Origin of the sequence: Alkalicoccobacillus gibsonii, assembly GCF_016798245.1 — a bacterium.
In the GTDB taxonomy this organism is placed as follows: domain Bacteria; phylum Bacillota; class Bacilli; order Bacillales; family Bacillaceae_D; genus Alkalicoccobacillus; species Alkalicoccobacillus gibsonii.
Map to the genome: position 1 here is coordinate 243,450 of NZ_JAEUZA010000002.1, position 17,582 is coordinate 261,031.

The window sequence follows — 17,582 nt, forward strand, 5'->3', positions numbered from 1 at the left end:
CTCTCAGTTTTTTTTGTAGACGAAAAATTTGTCGAAAGAGATTGACATCGTTTACATCGGGATGTATAGTATGGGTACAACATCATATTAGGATTGTTACTGATTCGATCAGGCATTACCTATGTTAAGAACACGTAAGAAGTTTTAGTGTTTTTAAGATGGGATTTTGTTGTGTGATGAGATATGGAGGACATATCATGAAATTCTCAAAAGCATTCAATAATAACGTGGCCTTGGTAAAGGATTCATCGGGAGTAGAATGGATCGTCATGGGCACTGGCGTAGGATACCAAAAGAATAAGGGAGATCTCATCCCTGAGGAAAATATACGCCGGAAGTTTGTGGCTGAACAATCTTCGACTCGCAAGCCGTTGCTGCAGGTATTGGATGAGATTGATTCAGATGTCCTTGATGTTTCAGTAGAAATCATTAAAAATGCGGAAGCGCAGCTGGGCGTTACATTTAGTAATAATATCTATCTAACCCTTGCAGATCATTTGAATTTCGCTGTTAAGCGTGCGAATGAGCGAATTGATTATGCAGATACAAACCGATGGGAAGTTAAGAACCTTTACCCTAAGGAATACACGGCTGCAAAAGATGCCATTAGACAAGTGTTTGATCGTTTAGATGTTTTACTTCCTTTAAGCGAAGAGACCTTTATTACGTATCATTTTGTCAATGGACAGCAAGCCAAGAAAACAAAGATTGAAGAAACGCTAAAAATGACAGAGGTCATTAATCGAATTATTGAGATTGTTCAATACCATTTTCAACTTAAGCTTGACGAAGACTCACTTAACTATACACGCTTTATCACTCACCTTAGATACTTCTTCATCCGGCAATATAAGCAGGATCAAACGGAGCAAGAGGAAGTGGATATCACCTTATTAGAACTTGTGAAAACAAAGTACGAAAAGGCGTATCAAGCAGTGGAGAAGATTTCGAACTTACTCGAAAAACGGTATGGCTGGAGTTTATCTTCAAACGAACGACTTTATTTAACTCTTCATGTATGGAGAGTGACAAATCGACAAATAACTAAATAGCATCACGGCGGATTGTTACTGATTTGATCAGGCATTACCCAAATGGAACGAGCCACTGGCCGTCTGTTTGGGTATTTTTTATGGAAAAAAAGGGGGATTTACCATGGCAAAGTACAAAGAATTAGCTGAAAAAGTACTTGAGAATGTAGGCGGATCTGGAAACGTTGATCAAGCTTGGCACTGTATCACACGCCTTCGCTTCAACCTTCATGATAAAGAACAAGTAAAAATTGAAGACATTAAAAAGCTTGATGGTGTGCTTGGTGCACAGTTCTCAGGCGATCAATTCCAGGTCATTGTAGGAAACAAAGTATCAGACGTATATGCTGAACTTGAGCCAATGGTTGGTTCAGATGGTTCTGGCAGTGGAGGAGAGAAAAAGGGTCAAAGACAAGGAATTGTCTCAGCAACGATGGACTTTATCTCTGGTGTATTTACACCAATCCTACCTGCACTTGCAGGAGCCGGATTATTAAAAGGTTTCCTTGCTTTATTTGTGACACTCGGTTGGTTGAATAATGAAGGCGACACATGGGCTATTTTGAATGCAATTGGAGATAGTGTATTCTTCTTCCTACCGTTCTTCTTAGCTGTTTCAGCCGCTCGAAAAGTACGTACAAACGAATACCTCGCATTAGTTCTTGCAGGTACGATGATGTACCCAACATTTCTCGATGCAGCTAGAGGAATTACTGAGGCAGCAAACTATTCGATCTTTGGACTTAACTTTATTTCGATTCCGGTATTGAATTATTCTTCAAGTGTTATTCCAATTATTTTGGCAGTACTTGTATTGAAATACGTATATAACTTTGTTAAGAAATTTATGCCTTCTGCTATCTCTTTAATGTTCTCACCAATGATTACATTCCTTATTGTTGTTCCAATCACACTTTGGATCATCGGACCACTTGGAACAAACATTGGAGCAGGACTATCACAAGTATTTGTTTGGTTGTTTGATGTAGCAGGTCCTGTAGCTGGATTGTTATTAGGTGGATTCATGCCTCTAATCATCATGACTGGTATGCACTATGCATTTGCACCGATTGCTATTCAAAACATCAACACAATTGGGAATGACTCATTCCTACAACCAATGATGTTTATTAGTAACTTAGCTCAAGCGGGTGCTGCTTTTGGAGTAGCTGTTCGTTCGAAAAACAAAGCATTAAAACAGTTAGCTGTATCTTCAGGTATCTCAGCAACAATTGGTATTACAGAGCCCGCAATGTACGGGGTTAACATGAAAGTGAAAAAACCTTTTATCTATGCGATGATTTCAAGTGGTATTCTAGGCGCTTTTGCTGGATGGTATGGATTTAAAGCATTCGCTCTTGGCGGTCTTGTTGGGGTATTTGCGATTCCAGTATTCGCTGATCCAAGTGGAGCAGTTGGACCAATTGTTGTAGCTTTAATCTTGTTCGTATTGTCTCTAGTTCTACCATTTATCTTAACCATGATTCTTGGATTTGAAGATGTGCCTGAAGAAGGAAAAACAACAGAAGCACCTAAAGCAACAGAAGAAAAGAAAACACAAGCAACTTCAGGTACACAAACACAAACTGTTGTTCAATCTCCACTTAAAGGAGAGCTCGTACCATTAAAAGACGTGTCTGACCCAACATTTGCCCAAGAAATTATGGGTAAAGGGATGGCTATCGAGCCTAGTGAAAACCACATTGTTGCACCAGTATCTGGTACCGTTATGGTTCTTCCTGATTCCAAGCATGCAATTGGCATCAAAGGGGACAATGGAGAAGAGATTTTAATTCACATTGGAATTGATACGGTTTCTCTTAAAGGCGAGCACTTTAATGCATTAGTAAAAGTGGATGACCATATTGAAGTTGGGCAAAAGCTAATCGAATTTGATCGCGAAGCCATCAAAGCAGCAGGCATTCAAACAGTTACAATGATTATTGTGACAAACACACCAGATTACCTAGATGTATTAAGCATTAATGATTCTGGTCCGGTGTTTGAAGGCGAGCAACTATTAACGTTAGTACGATAACCAGTTTGGGGACTCGAGCGTGTGAGTCCCCAACTAAAATAGAAAGAGAAAGGGACGTGGAGAAGATGACAAAAGCAATCGAAGGATTCAAACCAGACTTCCTATGGGGAGGAGCGACAGCTGCAAACCAAGTAGAGGGAGCCTTTGATGAGGATGGTAAAGGCCTGTCAACTGCTGATATGGTCCCATTTATTCCAAAATCAAAACGTGGCATGAACATGGCGATGGACGTAACGGCTGAGTACATTGAAGACGTATTAGCAGGGAAAACGGAAGATGTATTCCCAAAACGTTTTGGTGTTAACTTCTATCACACCTATAAAGAAGATATTGCTCTATTTGCAGAGCTAGGATTTAAAGTATTCCGCCTATCAATTAACTGGTCACGTATCTTCCCAAATGGTGACGATGCACAGCCAAATGAGGCAGGGCTTGAGTTTTATGAGAATGTATTTAAAGAACTAAAGAAGTACAACATTGAACCACTTGTTACACTTTCTCATTATGAAACACCTCTTGCGTTAACACGTAAATACAATGGATGGTATAGCCGTGAAGTCATTGACTTCTATACTAACTATGCAAAAACGGTATTCACACGTTATAAGGACTACGTGAAATACTGGTTAACGTTCAACGAGATCAACGTAATTACGCATAGTCCTTACACAGGTGGCGGAATTTTAATTGATAAGCTACCTGAAAAGACAAGTGATCAAATTGCATATCAAGCAGCGCACCACCAGTTTGTAGCAAGTGCTCTTGCAACAAAATTAGCTCACGAGATCATTCCAGATGTACAGGTTGGTTGCATGCTTGCTCGTATGCAAACATATCCTGTGACTAACCATCCGGATGATATTCTAAAGGCTCAGGAGCACAACGACTTGAACCTATTCTTCACTGATGTTCATGCAAAAGGGGAATATCCTGCTTACATGAACCGTTATTTCGCAGAGAACAATATCGTAGTAAACAAAGAAGAAGGCGATGACGAAATCTTAAAGAACCATCCAGTTGATTTCATTTCCTTCAGCTACTACATGTCAATCTCTGTGACAACACAGGGGGACCAAGAAAAAACGGAAGGAAACCTTGTAGAAGGCGCTGTTAAAAACCAGTATCTTGAGTCTTCAGACTGGGGTTGGCAGATTGATCCTAAAGGATTACGTGTAACGCTACGTGATTTCCATAACCGTTATAACAAACCACTTTTCGTAGTAGAAAACGGACTAGGTGCATACGATAAAGTTGAAGAAGATGGATCCATTCACGATCCATACCGCATTGATTACTTGCGTAAGCACATTGAACAAATGAAAGAAGCAGTTAAAGACGGTGTTGACCTAATGGGTTACACAGCTTGGGGTCCAATTGACCTTGTCAGCTTCTCAACATCCGAAATGTCCAAGCGTTACGGATTCATCTATGTCGATCAAGATGATGAAGGGAACGGAACACTTAAGCGTTCCAAGAAAGATTCCTTCAACTGGTACAAAAATGTGATCGCAACAAATGGAGAAGAACTATAATTGATTAAAGAAGAGTTCGCACGACCATTGGTCTGCGGGCTTTTTGTTTGTGCGGAGTGGGGGATTTTTAGAAGGTGCAGAGTCCGATACCAAGAATGTCCTCCCATTTAGCAAGGCGCAGAGACTGATACCAAGAACAAAGAGCCACTTACTAAGAGATGCAGAGACAAAACCAAGCCCCCACAGCATCCAACCAAGACCAACCCATTAGCAAGAAATATGCGATCCTAATCAAGAACAAAGACACATCAACCAAGCTCGTCGCACCTTTACCAACAACTATTCCATCTATACCAAGAAAACGAGGGGGGGCTACCAAGAAAGAGGCCCCGATACCAAGAATGTCCTCCCATTTAGCAAGGCGCAGAGACTGATACCAAGACCAAAAAGAAACTCATCAAGAAAAACAGAACTGATACCAAGCCACCCACGCCGTCAACCAAGAAGAACCTTGTTCCGCGCCATCACCCATCCGATATAATAAAAAGAAAAGAGGTGGTCTTCAGTGAACGTGCATGCAGTATCCATCAAGCGCATCGACCAGTTTTTTCAAGAGCAACTTCATGCAAGGCAAATTGATCCCGATGATCCGGAATTTCAGCTGTTTCGTGATGTTTACATGCCTCCAAAGGAAAAAACGGCCTCTATTTATGGATTGAGTGACGAAGCGACGCTTGCTTTGTTGGCTGGACGTGCAAAAAGCGTTCAAGACATGGAGTACGAGCTGTTGGCGAGGAAGAGAACGAACGCCACTCTTGATGTAGACACGATTCTAACGATAGGACTAGTGGTCGTAACGGAAACGGATAATTTTAAGACAATCACAAATTATTTTATTGGTGGGAGTAGACCTTTTCAAAGCTTGAATTCCATTCTTACATATTTTATTGGATATCCTAAAAAGAACCTCGAATTAAAGTTGGAACATGACCGAGCTGCAAAAGAGTTTAAACAAATGGGTCTACATCTATTGTAACCATCAAAAAAACCTGCACCGATTAATGGGTGCAGGTTAACTTCTTATTTTCGAATGGTTTTTAACGCAGTGCTCCACTCGTTTACTTCATCAAGCATCACAGTGATGTTTGTTTGGTGGAGTTCTTGTGGTTTAAAGTCTTGGCCGTTCTCAAAGTCTAAGAATAGTGAAAGTGTTGGATGTGTACGAACATCCGCTACTTTAAGCTCTCCTAGGATCCCGCGTAGATGTTCTGCTGCACGTGCGCCACCTGTTGAACCATAGCTTACAATTCCAGCTGCTTTGTTATGCCATGCATCACGTGCAAAGTCTAAAGCGTTTTTCAGTGATCCAGAAATACTGTGGTTATATTCTTGAACGATGAAGACAAATCCGTCAAGGCTCGCAAGTTTTTCGTTCCATGCACCGATGCCTGGTTCAGTGCCATCTGTAGTTCCTAGAAACGGAAGCTCGAAATCCGCGATATCTACGATTTCATATTCAGCGTCTCCGCGTTTATCTGCTAATGTTTTAACCCATTCCCCTACCTGTGGGCTTACACGTCCCTGTCTAGTGCTTCCTAAGATAATTCCGATTTTCAATGCTTCCTGTGCCATTTGTACGTCCTCCTTGGATTCTTTTCCGAATAATTTCTTAATGATACTCATGTGTAAAACACCGCCTGCAATATATATTCTTAAGATGGCTTGCATATACCTGCTTACAAAATGTCTCGTAAGTAACTTACTTTATGTAAGTAAATATACATTTATAATTTTGTTATGTCAAGTAAGTTTTTTATATAAAGTAATTTATTTTTTCGTAAATGGGTATATAATAGAAGGGGGGAGTGAATAAAATGGATACGTCAATTTGTCCTAGATTTGAAAAAGCCATGGGCATCCTAAGTCAAAGGTGGACAGGGTTGATTATCTATCAACTACTACCTGGACCCAAGCGCTTTTGTCATATTGAATCCTCCATGGCTGTCAGCGGTAGAGTTCTTTCTGAACGACTGAAAGATTTAGAATCTGAGGGGATTGTAAAACGGAATGTTATTCCGGAAACCCCGGTACGGATTGAATATTCCTTAACTGAAAAAGGGTTGGCTCTTCAACCAATCATGTTAGAAATGGAGAAATTCGCTGAAACGTGGATGGAAACAGAATCATAATAAAGCTGCTCATCGAAAAGGTGAGCGGCTTTTTGTATGTTTACTTTCAAAGATACGTGTACTAAAAAAACCCCGAAATGGCTTCGGGGTTTTCAAAACAATTACTTCTTTAGCAAACGTAAAACAAACGATACGATTAAAATTAAAATAATCGCACCCACTAATGCAGGGAATATGGCAAATCCACCTAATTCGGGTCCAATGTCTCCTAGAATCGCTGTTCCAAGGCTTGCCCCAACAAAACCTGCAATAATGTTTCCAATGATTCCAAAAGGAACCCCTTTACCTGTGATGGCTCCTGCTGCCCATCCAATTAGTCCACCAATGATAAGACTCCAAATAAATCCCATATAAAATCTCTCCTTTTGTATAAGTACAATTCTCTTATTCCCTTTGAAGGAACAAGCAAACATATTTAATATTTTGACAAGTGTCTATAGGATAAGATACAGGATATTAGCCAAGCTAGAATAGCACAGGAGATTAACTTAAAAAGGAGTTAATAATGAATAATCAAACAAGCACGGAACCGAACTCAACCATTCCTATGACGTCAGCTCACGACGGGCTAGTTCAACGTTTAACGGAAGATATCTTTTGTTACACAGATAAAATTGTAAATGTTTACTTCGTAGGAAATCCACATAAGCCACATGAATGGTTTTTAGTGGATTGCGGAATAAGCAGGACGCCTGACGTTATCTTAACTGCACTAAAAACGGAATTTGGAGAAGCACATCCACCAAAGATGATTGTTTTAACTCATGGTCATTTTGATCACGTCGGTGCAGCATTTGATTTGGCCAAGCATTGGGAAGTCAGCTTGTATTGTCATGAGCTTGAGCTCCCTTTTGTCACAGGGGGACAAGACTATCCTAAACCGGATCCAACAGTAGAAGGTGGGATGGTTGCCAAGCTGTCTGGTGCATTTCCTCATAAAGCCATTAACCTCACGCCTTTTATAAAACCTTTTGACTCAAGTGGATCACTTGTAGGCTTTCCAGAATGGAAGTGGATTCACACACCGGGGCACTCACCGGGACAAATTGCTCTGTTTCGTAAAAAAGATGGAGCTCTGCTGTCTGCAGATGCCATCATCACTGTAAAGCAGGATTCATTATATGACGTACTGACACAAACGGAGGATCTTCAAGGTCCGCCGCGATATCTGACAACTGATTGGAAAAAAGCAAAGCTCTCAACAGAGCGACTAAGAGACTTACAGCCAGAGTTTATTGGACCGGGGCACGGTTTACCGATGTTTGGAGACGAATTTAAACATCACTTAGAACAGCTTGTTCAGGAGTTTGATCGTGTAGCAGTCCCTGATTTTGGAAAGTACACCGAGGAATAAAGGATGAATCAGGCTGTTTTCCTAGACCGTGATGGAGTAATAAATGAAGTTCTCAGCCATAGAGTAAAGTTTGTGAACAAACCAAAAGATTTTTACCTTTTAAAAGGGGTTGGACCAGCCATTAAACGATTAAATGAAGCGGGTTTTCTTGTGTTTGTAGTGACAAACCAAGGTGGGATTGGTCTTGGTTATATGACGGAAGAAAGACTTAATATGATTCATCAAACGATGACAGATCAAATCGCTGAGTTTGGTGCCGTTATTCATGACATTTCCTATTGCTCTCATAAACCACAAGCTGATTGTCCGTGCCGAAAACCAAAAGCGTATATGCTTGAACAGCTTGCTAAAAAGCATAAGGTTGATATTGGTAAAAGCATTATGGTAGGTGACCGGGAACCGGATATTTTAGCAGGGAAAAAGGCAGGGTGTCAAACGGTACTTGTGAATGCACGTGAGGAGGAAACCTACGGTGCTGATGCGGTTTTTTCTGATTTGGAGCATGCAGTCCCATGGATTTTACAAAACCGAATAATGGTAGAGGAGTAAGGGATTTTTCCTCCTACTCTTTTCAGTAGATGGTTGACAGCTTAGGAGATAAGGTGATAAAGTTCGATTTAGTGATTTATCGAACTAAAGCGTAGGTAGGGTGTTTTACATGAATGCTGTTGTGATAGCTGTACTATTAATGATTATTCTTAGCTTGCTGCGTGTACACGTAGTCATTGCGTTAATTTTAGGGGCACTGGCCGGAGGTCTTTTCGGTGGATTAGGCTTTAATGGAACCATTGATGTCTTTACTGAAGGTTTGGGGAATAGCGCCAATATCGCGCTTAGCTATGCGGTGCTTGGTGCATTCGCTGTTGCACTCTCCAAGACAGGCTTGCCTCAATTGCTTGTTGATACATCTATTAAAATTGTTGGAAAGAAAGAAGAGGCTCGTTCAAAAACCTTACCTAAGGTTTTGATTTTCTTCATGATCTTTCTTATATCCTGTATGTCCCAAAACCTCATCCCAATTCATATTGCATTTATCCCCATTTTAATTCCACCGATTCTACAGGTGCTGAATGAAATGGCCCTCGATCGTCGAGCCGTTGCAAGCATTATGACGTTTGGGCTACAGGCTCCTTATATGTTATTACCATTTGGTTTTGGCGCCATCTTCCACGGCATTGTTGTCGACAATATGGAGGCGAATGGGATGTCTGCATCACTAAGTGACATGCCTTATGCGATGCTGCTTCCGACGCTCGGAATGGTGTTAGGTCTTCTTGTAGCGGTCTTTATTACGTATCGAAAGCCACGGCAGTATGAAAATCAATCACTTGAATCAACAAACCAACCTGAACAGGAGAGCGTTTCTTATTCTGCGTACTCATTAATCAGTGCGTTTGTGGCTATTCTCGCTACGGTCATTGTTCAAGTAACCTCAGATTCGATGGTTATCGCTGGAGTAGCTGGTTTAGTGGTACTAGTGTTTAGTGGATCTGTTCGGTTTAAAGAGTCCGACGCCCTTTTAACAGAAGGGATGAAGATGATGGCTTTTATCGGATTCGTCATGATTGCAGCGTCTGGGTTTGCAGAAGTTATGCGGGCGACAGGTGACGTTGAGCAGCTTGTTGAGACGTCGGCTGCATGGATGGGTGACAGCAAGAGCTTGGCTGCACTTCTTATGATCTTAATAGGTCTATTAATTACAATGGGAATTGGCTCGTCCTTTGCGACCGTCCCGATTATTGCTGCACTTTTTGTCCCAATGTGTGCCGCGATGGGCTTCAGTCCAATTGCTACGCTATCCCTCATTGGAACGGCAGGAGCGATAGGAGACGCGGGGGCTCCAGCATCGGACAGTACACTTGGACCAACCGCCGGGTTAAATGCCGATGGGCAGCACAATCATATCTGGGATACCTGTGTGCCAACTTTTCTTCATTTTAATATTCCACTCATTATTTTTGGATGGATTGCAGCGATCATCCTCTAGACTCAAAGAGGCTGGGACTTAACTCAAAATAAACGAATGGCGAATGATTCAATGAGCGAATTATTCGCCATTCGTGTTTTCATGAAACGAGCGGAGGGAGAATCTGAGACTCCTACGGAACAGAACGTGGTGAAGACACTGTAGCGGCGCTTTTCCCGCGTAAGGGGCTGAGGCCGTTCCCGTGGAAAGCGAAGGATTCTCCTGTAGCGGATATATTACGACTTTCGTGTTTTTGTGAGTATTTTACTGTTATGTCTCAGCCTTTTTCTATGAAATCTAGGGAAAAGATGATCAAGAAGCTTCTATATGTTGTCGAGTAGCATGTGAGGTAGACTAACACACGTGCCTGTTGGGTAGCGTGCTGGTGTTACTCTCCATTGGATTTGCACTTTTTTCATTTAAGCAACCAGCGATAGTAATGAAAACGGAATCTTGACATCACCTCATACAGTGTGTAAAGATAAAAGCAATTAAGCGGAAAGGATGGTACCTCGTACAATGAAGTAGAATCTTATCTAATAAACAGTACATCTTAATGAGTTTGAATGAACGGAAGACGCAACCAGTCTGCGCTTATTCAAATGAAAATTAACGAGTATGTTTAGAGATGAGATTCGGGCGATGTTTGTACAGGTACAGCCACTTATATTCAGCTCAGTCAAAGTCTTCCGTTCGTAGGAGCAGTCTGACTTATTTGGATATAAATACGCGCATCGTACGAACTCTCTCTAGCATCTGGAGGGAGTTTTTTTTATGTTATATCTGAAAATCGATCATCTTGAAAAGAGCTTTGGAGGGCGAACCATTTTCCAGATCGAATCATTATCTCTTTACGACCAGGAGCGAGTCGGAGTGGTAGGGCGTAACGGAGCAGGCAAGTCTACATTGTTATCCATTCTAGCCGGAACAGCCAAGCAAGATTCGGGACATGTGGAGAGATACGGAACCATTGCGTATGTTCCGCAGCTTGAAGAGATAAATCATGACATTCGACCGGAATTATATAGTAAGTGGAAACTAGCTAAGCAAACAGAAGTCAGTGGAGGGGAGCAAACGCGACGAAAGATTGCACAGGCAATCTCGTCAGATGCGCATGTTCTCATTGCAGATGAGCCAACCAGTCACTTAGATGTGAATGGTATTATGCAGCTAGAAGCCGAACTTCATTCCTTTAATGGAGCGATTCTGCTTACCTCACATGACAAAGATTTCTTAAATAAACTCTGTACGACTATATGGGAGATCGATGATGGGAAGGTTACAGTCTATGAAGGGAATTATGACGCGTACCTTTCTCAAAAACAACTAGAGAAGGAAAAAGGAATCAAGGAGCATCAAGAGTATACAAATGAACGAAACCGCTTGATGGAAGCAGCAAAAAAGCTTAAAGCAAAGTCCGATGGAATCAAAAAGGCACCAAGTCGTATGGGGAATTCAGAGGCAAGATTACACAAGAGAAGCTCTGGTGTGCAAAAAGCGAAGCTAAATCGATCGGCCGAAGCAATGGTGACAAGAGCTCAAAAGTTAGAGAAAAAAGAGAAGCCTAAAGAAACAGAGCCAATTGTTTTTAATCTTGCTGATTTTCCTAAGATGCACAGTAAAAGAGTGGTTCAATTCTTAGATTGTAAAGTAAAAATAGGTGAACGTACACTGATTGAAAAGGTCACAGGTGATGTTAAACGAGGAAGCAGATTAGCCATTCTAGGAGGGAATGGAACTGGAAAAACGACCCTGCTAAAGATGATCTCCAATCGGAGTGAAGATCTTCGAGTTGCTCAACCAGCAAAGATCGGTTTTTTCTCACAGCATCAAGAAAACCTCGATAATCAAAAATCAATTCTAGTTAATGTAATGGAGGAGAGTCCATACGAGGAGACCTTTGTGCGAAAGGTGCTTGCTAGGCTGGCTTTTAAGCGGGATGATGTGTTTAAGAACGTGTCCGTATTAAGTGGTGGAGAGCGAATGAGGGTTTCCATGGCAAAGGTCTTTTTAAGTGATGTAAATCTGCTCATTTTAGATGAACCAACAAATTATTTAGATCTAGATACGAAGGAATCGTTGACGGAAATCCTTCTTGCCTATCCTGGCACTATTCTATTTGTAAGTCATGATCGTTCATTCGTTACAGCTCTAGCCACTCATCATCTGTCTTTGGAAGAGAAAGAGCCCATGGTTAAAAACATTGAAATAAGTGATCGTCCAGCGTCCATTAAACAGATGAATGAGCCAGATATTTTAAAGATCGATATGCAGCTTACAGAATTGTTAAGTCGACTTTCAATCACAACAAATGAGGACGAGAAGAGTCAGTTAGATAAAATGTTTAAAGAACTTGTTGAGAAAAAGAAACAATTCGTAAGGAAAGCTGATTAAACGAAGAAGACGAGCGCTCTCTCGTGAGTGCTCGTCTTTTAATAAGGAAGATCTTCAGTAGAATAGTATGTTGCTAAGACCAAAGTAAGCAATGAGTAAGCCCATGAATGCAAAAAAACGTCCCCATTTAAAGCCGCCCGCTTTTATAAAGTCCTCTCGGGTACGATGTTCTGCCATCATCTTTTTTACCTTTTGTGTGGCGAAGTGATGATAGTTATAATTGCCAAATACACCGTAGATCACTAAAGGAACAATCGCATAGGCTGTGTCCTCCCAAAGCGGGTATCCAGTTGTTAAGTAGAGAAGGTCAGTAAATAGGATAAAGATGAAAAAGAACGAAGCGTATACATACATCGCACGTCCGGCAGACCAGCAGAAGGTACCGAATAAGCCACCTAGATTTAGACTGATTAATGTTGGTTTTCCGTTTCGTCCGATGGCCCATTTCTTCTTATAGTCCTCGTACTTACGACCAACATATAATTCAAGCGCTTCCTTTTCGTCTATTGGGGTTTCATGTAACTGGCCTGTATTAGCGACCTCAGCCGAATCATGTACCATATGTGCCTCCATTTAATAAGCTTATATAAAAAGAAGGCTTCACCTGATGTGAAGCCTTACACTCATTATATAAACAATGACATTACCATGTCAGCTAAAATATAACTTGAAACATAATTTAATATGATGAGAATGACAGCAAATAAGGCAACTAATCCATACAATGGGTCTAATTTAGCTGTGCTTGCTTGTTTCACCTCTGTTTGATAAACCATAATCATGATGGCGAAAACCATAAGGAATAATAGTCCAAGGAATAATGATGTAACACTTCCTATTCCAATTAATCCACTAACAAAAGCAACCGCAGAAAGAGCAACTGGTACGACTAATGATTCTCCAAAACGGCTATAGAATGCTTGAAGATTAATAGGTGAATCAATAACAAGTTTTAATGTAAGAAACAGGCCTCCAATAGTAACCGCTAGAAAAATAAGCATGAAGAAGAAACCTGGGATAAAGCTATCACTAAAGCTCAAGCTTATGAAGCTACTGGCACGGAAGCCGAGTTGAGCAAATAAGGTAAAGGCAAAAAAGAATGCGATAAGAGCGACATTAATCGTAGCAAAAATCACATTACCTTGGTTTTCTACAAAACCTTTTTGTGTTGGAGCTTTTACATTTGAAAGAAAATAAGTCCAATAGTTTTTGCTGAGCGCCGTCACCTTTTCTACTGTTTCATTTGGTGGTTTTGCTGTTGTTTCAATCGTGCTTGCTTCCTCTGTCTGTTGCGTTGATAGTTCGACTGATTCTCCACACTGTTCACAGAATTTACTTTCAGGTGGCAGAGTTGTACCGCATTTTGCACATGTCATAATTGAATTCCTCCTCGTTCGGCTTCTTTAAATAAAATGAACATATCGTATTTTAGAATCGTTTGGAAGTGATATGTATAAGAAGGGTGATATTCCCTACTTAAGTCTTAGTATAAATATAGATTAAAAGGAGAAAGGTACTAGCTTTTCTTTATAGATCAGCCCTTAAGAAGTATACTTAGCAAAGATAAATGATGAGAAGGACTGTTTGAGATGATTTGGATAAATGACGGTATTATGATGATATTGGCTTTCTTTCTAGGTGTAGGAGCTCTTGATTATTGTCTTGGTAATCGATTTGGGCTTGGTGAGTCGTTTCATAGAGGCCTGATGACGATGGGTTCCGTTGCTTTAGCAATGATTGGCATCATTACATTGGCACCAATCGCTGCAAATCTTTTAATACCGATCGTTTCGCCACTGTATCTACTAATTGGTGCGGATCCGGCCTCCTTTGCCAATACGATTCTTGCTCTTGATATGGGTGGCTATGCATTAGCCGAAGCGATGGCTCATGATACGGAAGCAGGTGTCTTTTCATGGGTATTTCTTGGTACGATGTTAGGTCCTACCATTGTCTTTACCCTTCCAGTTGCTCTTTCAATCATAAAAAAGGAAGATTATTCATCTTTTTCAAAAGGAATTCTGATTGGGCTTAGTACAATTCCTATAGGATGTTTTGTAGGTGGAGCACTTGCTGGTTTTGAATTTCAAATGATGATTCTAAATTTACTGATTCCTACACTGTTCTCTCTCGTGATTATGATTGGCTTGTGGAAGAAGCCAGAGTGGTGGATTAGGCGGTTTGTCACATTCGGGAAACTCGTTCAAGTCGTTGGCGTAATTGGTTTAGTCATCGCTGGTGTAGAGGTGCTCACAGGAATTCGTATATTTCAGGAGATGGCTCCATATTCAGAAGGCCTACAGATTGTTGGAACCATTGCTCTTGTTTTAGGAGGAGCCTTTCCACTTGTGGAGTGTATATCAAAGGTTTTTCGTAAACCACTTGAGCGTTCTGGTCGTCTCATAGGACTAGATCGTTTTGCGATGGCAGGACTGGTTGCAGCGCTTGCGCACGTGATTCCTGCTTTTACGCTTCTGGGGAATATGCAGACAAAAGGGAAAGTGGTTGTTGTCGCCTTCTCAGTCAGTGGAGCCTTTGTCATTGGCGGTCATCTTGGTTTTGTAGCTGGTATAGACCGAGACATGGTTCCATACATGATGATTGGAAAATTAATTGGAGGACTTACTGCAATTGCTCTTGCACTATGGTTTGAACGGAAGAAAAGCGTTTGTAATGGATAGCAACGAAGTGCCGATATATGATAAGAATAATGTAAAAGCGAGAACGCTAGAGACGTACGGGACTTACCACTATGAAATCTACGTAACGAAGAACCATTAATCGATAGTCAGAGCTCATTATTCAGTCAGGCATACCGAGTGAAGGAAGATGAGGAATAGAAATTGGCGAGCATTCTAGGGACTAGAATGCTCGTTTTTGTGTCTAATCGTGAAAACGTTGGAAGCGGTCCAAACACTAATGATATGATACAGGTACGTATAATCGCTACGACAAGTGGCAGAAAGGAAGGGGCTATTTATTCAAGAACCGCCCCAATTAACCTTATGTATCAAAACCTAGAGGAAACCATTATAGATTTAGAGAAACATGGACATCTGATTCGAATTAAAGAAGAGGTGGATCCATATTTAGAAATGGCTTCGATTCAGCGTCGTGTGTATGAACAAGGTGGGCCGGCCATTTTATTTGAACATGTGAAAGGCTCCAAGTACCGCGCTGTCTCCAATTTGTTTGGAACAATTGAGCGCAGTAAATTCATGTTCCGGAAGAATTGGGATGACATTAAGGAGCTCGTAGAACTTCGTGATGATCCAATGAAAGCAGCTAAGCATCCCATTAAGAATGCGAGCAAGGGGTTTGCTGCGTTAAAAGCGTTACCGCAAAAGAGATCAAGCTTATCTGGAGCGGGGTTTGAAGAGATCTCTATTTCTGATTTACCGCCCATTCATTCCTGGCCAATGGATGGTGGAGCTTTTATTACACTGCCACAGGTATATAGTGAAGACCCAACCAATCCTGGTATAAAAAGCGCCAACATCGGGATGTATAGGGTGCAACTCACTGGGAATGAATACGAAAAAGATAAAGAAATTGGTCTGCACTACCAAATCCAGCGAGGAATCGGTGTACATCAGACGGAGGCGGCCAAAAAAGGAGAGCCTTTAAAGGTCAGCATCTTCGTTGGGGGACCACCATCACACACATTATCAGCTGTGATGCCACTACCTGAAGGATTAAGTGAGACGTTATTTGCTGGACTTTTGGCCGGAAAACGATTCCGTTACAGCTATGAGGATGGCTACTGCGTCAGTCATGATGCCGATTTTGTAATTACGGGTGAGATTTACCCAGATGAGACAAAGCCAGAAGGGCCATTTGGTGATCATTTAGGCTATTATAGTTTGGTACATGAATTTCCTGTATTAAAGGTTCATAAGGTTTATGCGAAACCCAATGCTATTTGGCCGTTTACAGTTGTTGGTCGCCCACCTCAAGAGGACACAAGCTTTGGAGCGATCATTCATGAATTAACGGGTAAAGCCGTCACTCAGGAATTGCCTGGAGTAAAAGAAGTTCACGCAGTCGATGCGGCGGGTGTACATCCATTACTATTTGCAATCGGTAGTGAACGGTATACACCGTACCAAAAGGTAAAGCAGCCAACAGAGTTATTAACCATTGCTAATCGAGTGCTTGGTTTTGGGCAGCTAAGCTTAGCAAAATACCTCTTCATCACTGCAGAAGAGGACGAGCCTGTTACAACGCATGATGAGCTTGCATTCATTCGGTATGTAATTGAGCGGATGGATTTTAAGCGTGATGTTCATTTTTACACAAATACAACAATTGACACACTAGATTATAGTGGAACAGGATTAAATAGTGGGAGTAAGGTTGTATTAGCAGCATATGGCGATAAGAAGCGTACACTGTGTAAAGATGTACCTCCTGAACTACTAGCTCATCCAGCTATCAGTCAGGCTCATCTTGTTACAGACGGTGTAGTGAGCTTTGAATGTAAGCCATTTGAAAGCTATGAACAAACGGCACAAGAAATGGACAAGCTGACAAAGGAGCTAGCAGAATCGGGTACGTTTGATTCATGCCCACTACTCATCCTCGTTGATGATAGTGCATTTGTTAGCAAAACAAAGGATAATTTCCTTTGGGTGACCTTTACGCGTAGTAATCCTTCGCATGATATGTATGGTATCAACGCACAGACTACGCATAAGCATTGGGGTGCTGACGTGGTGATCATTGATGCGCGGATCAAACCACACCATGCGCCACCGCTTATCGAGAATGATGAAGTTGAAAGCAACATTAACCGCTTTTTTCATGAAGATGGGTCATTAAGAGGATAAGGTAAGGCCGCAGCCTAGAGCTGTGGCTTTTTTTGAGGGATAAAACTGTCCAATTTGACCATACTGTTTTTAACATGGTAAAGGCCATCTGCATATCATATCGGTATCAAGGACTGCATAAGGAGGATCTCTATGATTGATCAGACGGAGAGAGAATTGTTTCAAAAGGAATTGGATTTTCTGAAGGAGTTAAGAGAAAAAGTATCAGAGGATGAAGCACATATCTCTTCAATGATTGAGGATGAGATCGTTCATATTGAATCAGTTTTGAATGAGTCAGATGGAGAACCGAAAAACTAGAAATGAATT

At 41.3% G+C, this 17,582-nt stretch carries 16 protein-coding genes; 12 read left to right on the plus strand and 4 right to left on the minus strand.

What is annotated here, in order from left to right:
• Positions 1-197 precede the first annotated feature (197 nt).
• From JNO66_RS08000 to JNO66_RS08015, 4 genes are all read left to right on the plus strand, one after another.
• On the plus strand, positions 198-1,052 hold the full coding sequence (locus tag JNO66_RS08000; RefSeq protein ID WP_203087742.1) for a PRD domain-containing protein: 855 nt from the start codon (positions 198-200) through the stop codon (positions 1,050-1,052).
• 103 nt (positions 1,053-1,155) lie between these two features.
• Positions 1,156-3,069, plus strand: a complete 1,914-nt coding sequence (locus JNO66_RS08005; protein WP_203087743.1) for a beta-glucoside-specific PTS transporter subunit IIABC — start codon at positions 1,156-1,158, stop codon at positions 3,067-3,069.
• A 65-nt stretch (positions 3,070-3,134) separates the two neighbouring features.
• Positions 3,135-4,601 carry a glycoside hydrolase family 1 protein gene (locus JNO66_RS08010; protein ID WP_203088390.1) on the plus strand — a complete coding sequence of 489 codons (1,467 nt, stop codon included), beginning with the start codon at positions 3,135-3,137 and terminating at the stop codon, positions 4,599-4,601.
• Between the two features lie 505 nt (positions 4,602-5,106).
• Positions 5,107-5,577, plus strand: coding sequence for a hypothetical protein (locus JNO66_RS08015; protein ID WP_203087744.1), 471 nt, complete (start codon positions 5,107-5,109; stop codon positions 5,575-5,577).
• Positions 5,578-5,621: 44 nt separating this feature from the next.
• Here JNO66_RS08015 and JNO66_RS08020 read toward each other — a convergent pair whose 3' ends face one another.
• The gene (locus JNO66_RS08020; RefSeq protein ID WP_203087745.1) at positions 5,622-6,224 is read right to left on the minus strand and encodes an NADPH-dependent FMN reductase; all 603 of its coding nucleotides are present in this window, start codon (positions 6,222-6,224) and stop codon (positions 5,622-5,624) included.
• 191 nt (positions 6,225-6,415) lie between these two features.
• On the opposite strand from JNO66_RS08020, the gene JNO66_RS08025 reads away from it, so the two are divergent.
• Positions 6,416-6,730 (plus strand): winged helix-turn-helix transcriptional regulator, encoded by a 315-nt coding sequence (locus tag JNO66_RS08025; RefSeq protein ID WP_203087746.1) that lies wholly within the window; start codon positions 6,416-6,418, stop codon positions 6,728-6,730.
• Between the two features lie 101 nt (positions 6,731-6,831).
• On the opposite strand, the gene JNO66_RS08030 is transcribed toward JNO66_RS08025, so the two are convergent.
• Positions 6,832-7,080: a GlsB/YeaQ/YmgE family stress response membrane protein gene (locus tag JNO66_RS08030; RefSeq protein ID WP_203087747.1), complete on the minus strand. Its 249-nt coding sequence runs from the start codon at positions 7,078-7,080 to the stop codon at positions 6,832-6,834.
• A 155-nt stretch (positions 7,081-7,235) separates the two neighbouring features.
• On the opposite strand from JNO66_RS08030, the gene JNO66_RS08035 reads away from it, so the two are divergent.
• From JNO66_RS08035 to abc-f, 4 genes are all read left to right on the plus strand, one after another.
• Complete coding sequence (locus JNO66_RS08035; protein WP_203087748.1) at positions 7,236-8,084, plus strand: MBL fold metallo-hydrolase; 849 nt, start codon at positions 7,236-7,238, stop codon at positions 8,082-8,084.
• A gap of 3 nt (positions 8,085-8,087) precedes the next feature.
• A complete protein-coding gene (locus JNO66_RS08040; protein ID WP_203087749.1) occupies positions 8,088-8,633 on the plus strand; it encodes a D-glycero-alpha-D-manno-heptose-1,7-bisphosphate 7-phosphatase in 546 nt (181 codons plus the stop codon).
• A 109-nt stretch (positions 8,634-8,742) separates the two neighbouring features.
• The gene (locus tag JNO66_RS08045) at positions 8,743-10,071 is read left to right on the plus strand and encodes a Na+/H+ antiporter family protein (protein ID WP_203087750.1); all 1,329 of its coding nucleotides are present in this window, start codon (positions 8,743-8,745) and stop codon (positions 10,069-10,071) included.
• A 753-nt stretch (positions 10,072-10,824) separates the two neighbouring features.
• On the plus strand, positions 10,825-12,444 hold the full coding sequence (abc-f, locus tag JNO66_RS08050; RefSeq protein ID WP_203087751.1) for a ribosomal protection-like ABC-F family protein: 1,620 nt from the start codon (positions 10,825-10,827) through the stop codon (positions 12,442-12,444).
• Positions 12,445-12,498: 54 nt separating this feature from the next.
• On the opposite strand, the gene JNO66_RS08055 is transcribed toward abc-f, so the two are convergent.
• Together JNO66_RS08055 and JNO66_RS08060 are read right to left on the minus strand one after the other, a co-directional pair.
• Positions 12,499-13,005 (minus strand): hypothetical protein, encoded by a 507-nt coding sequence (locus JNO66_RS08055; RefSeq protein WP_203087752.1) that lies wholly within the window; start codon positions 13,003-13,005, stop codon positions 12,499-12,501.
• 65 nt (positions 13,006-13,070) lie between these two features.
• A complete protein-coding gene (locus JNO66_RS08060; protein ID WP_203087753.1) occupies positions 13,071-13,820 on the minus strand; it encodes a zinc ribbon domain-containing protein in 750 nt (249 codons plus the stop codon).
• Between the two features lie 216 nt (positions 13,821-14,036).
• Between JNO66_RS08060 and eutH the strand changes: the two genes are divergently transcribed.
• From eutH to JNO66_RS08075, 3 genes are all read left to right on the plus strand, one after another.
• Positions 14,037-15,125 carry an ethanolamine utilization protein EutH gene (gene eutH / locus JNO66_RS08065; protein ID WP_203088391.1) on the plus strand — a complete coding sequence of 363 codons (1,089 nt, stop codon included), beginning with the start codon at positions 14,037-14,039 and terminating at the stop codon, positions 15,123-15,125.
• A gap of 324 nt (positions 15,126-15,449) precedes the next feature.
• A complete protein-coding gene (locus JNO66_RS08070; RefSeq protein ID WP_203088392.1) occupies positions 15,450-17,273 on the plus strand; it encodes a UbiD family decarboxylase in 1,824 nt (607 codons plus the stop codon).
• Between the two features lie 132 nt (positions 17,274-17,405).
• Entirely contained in the window at positions 17,406-17,573 is a 168-nt protein-coding gene (locus JNO66_RS08075; protein ID WP_203087754.1) for a hypothetical protein, read from the plus strand.
• Positions 17,574-17,582: the final 9 nt, after the last annotated feature.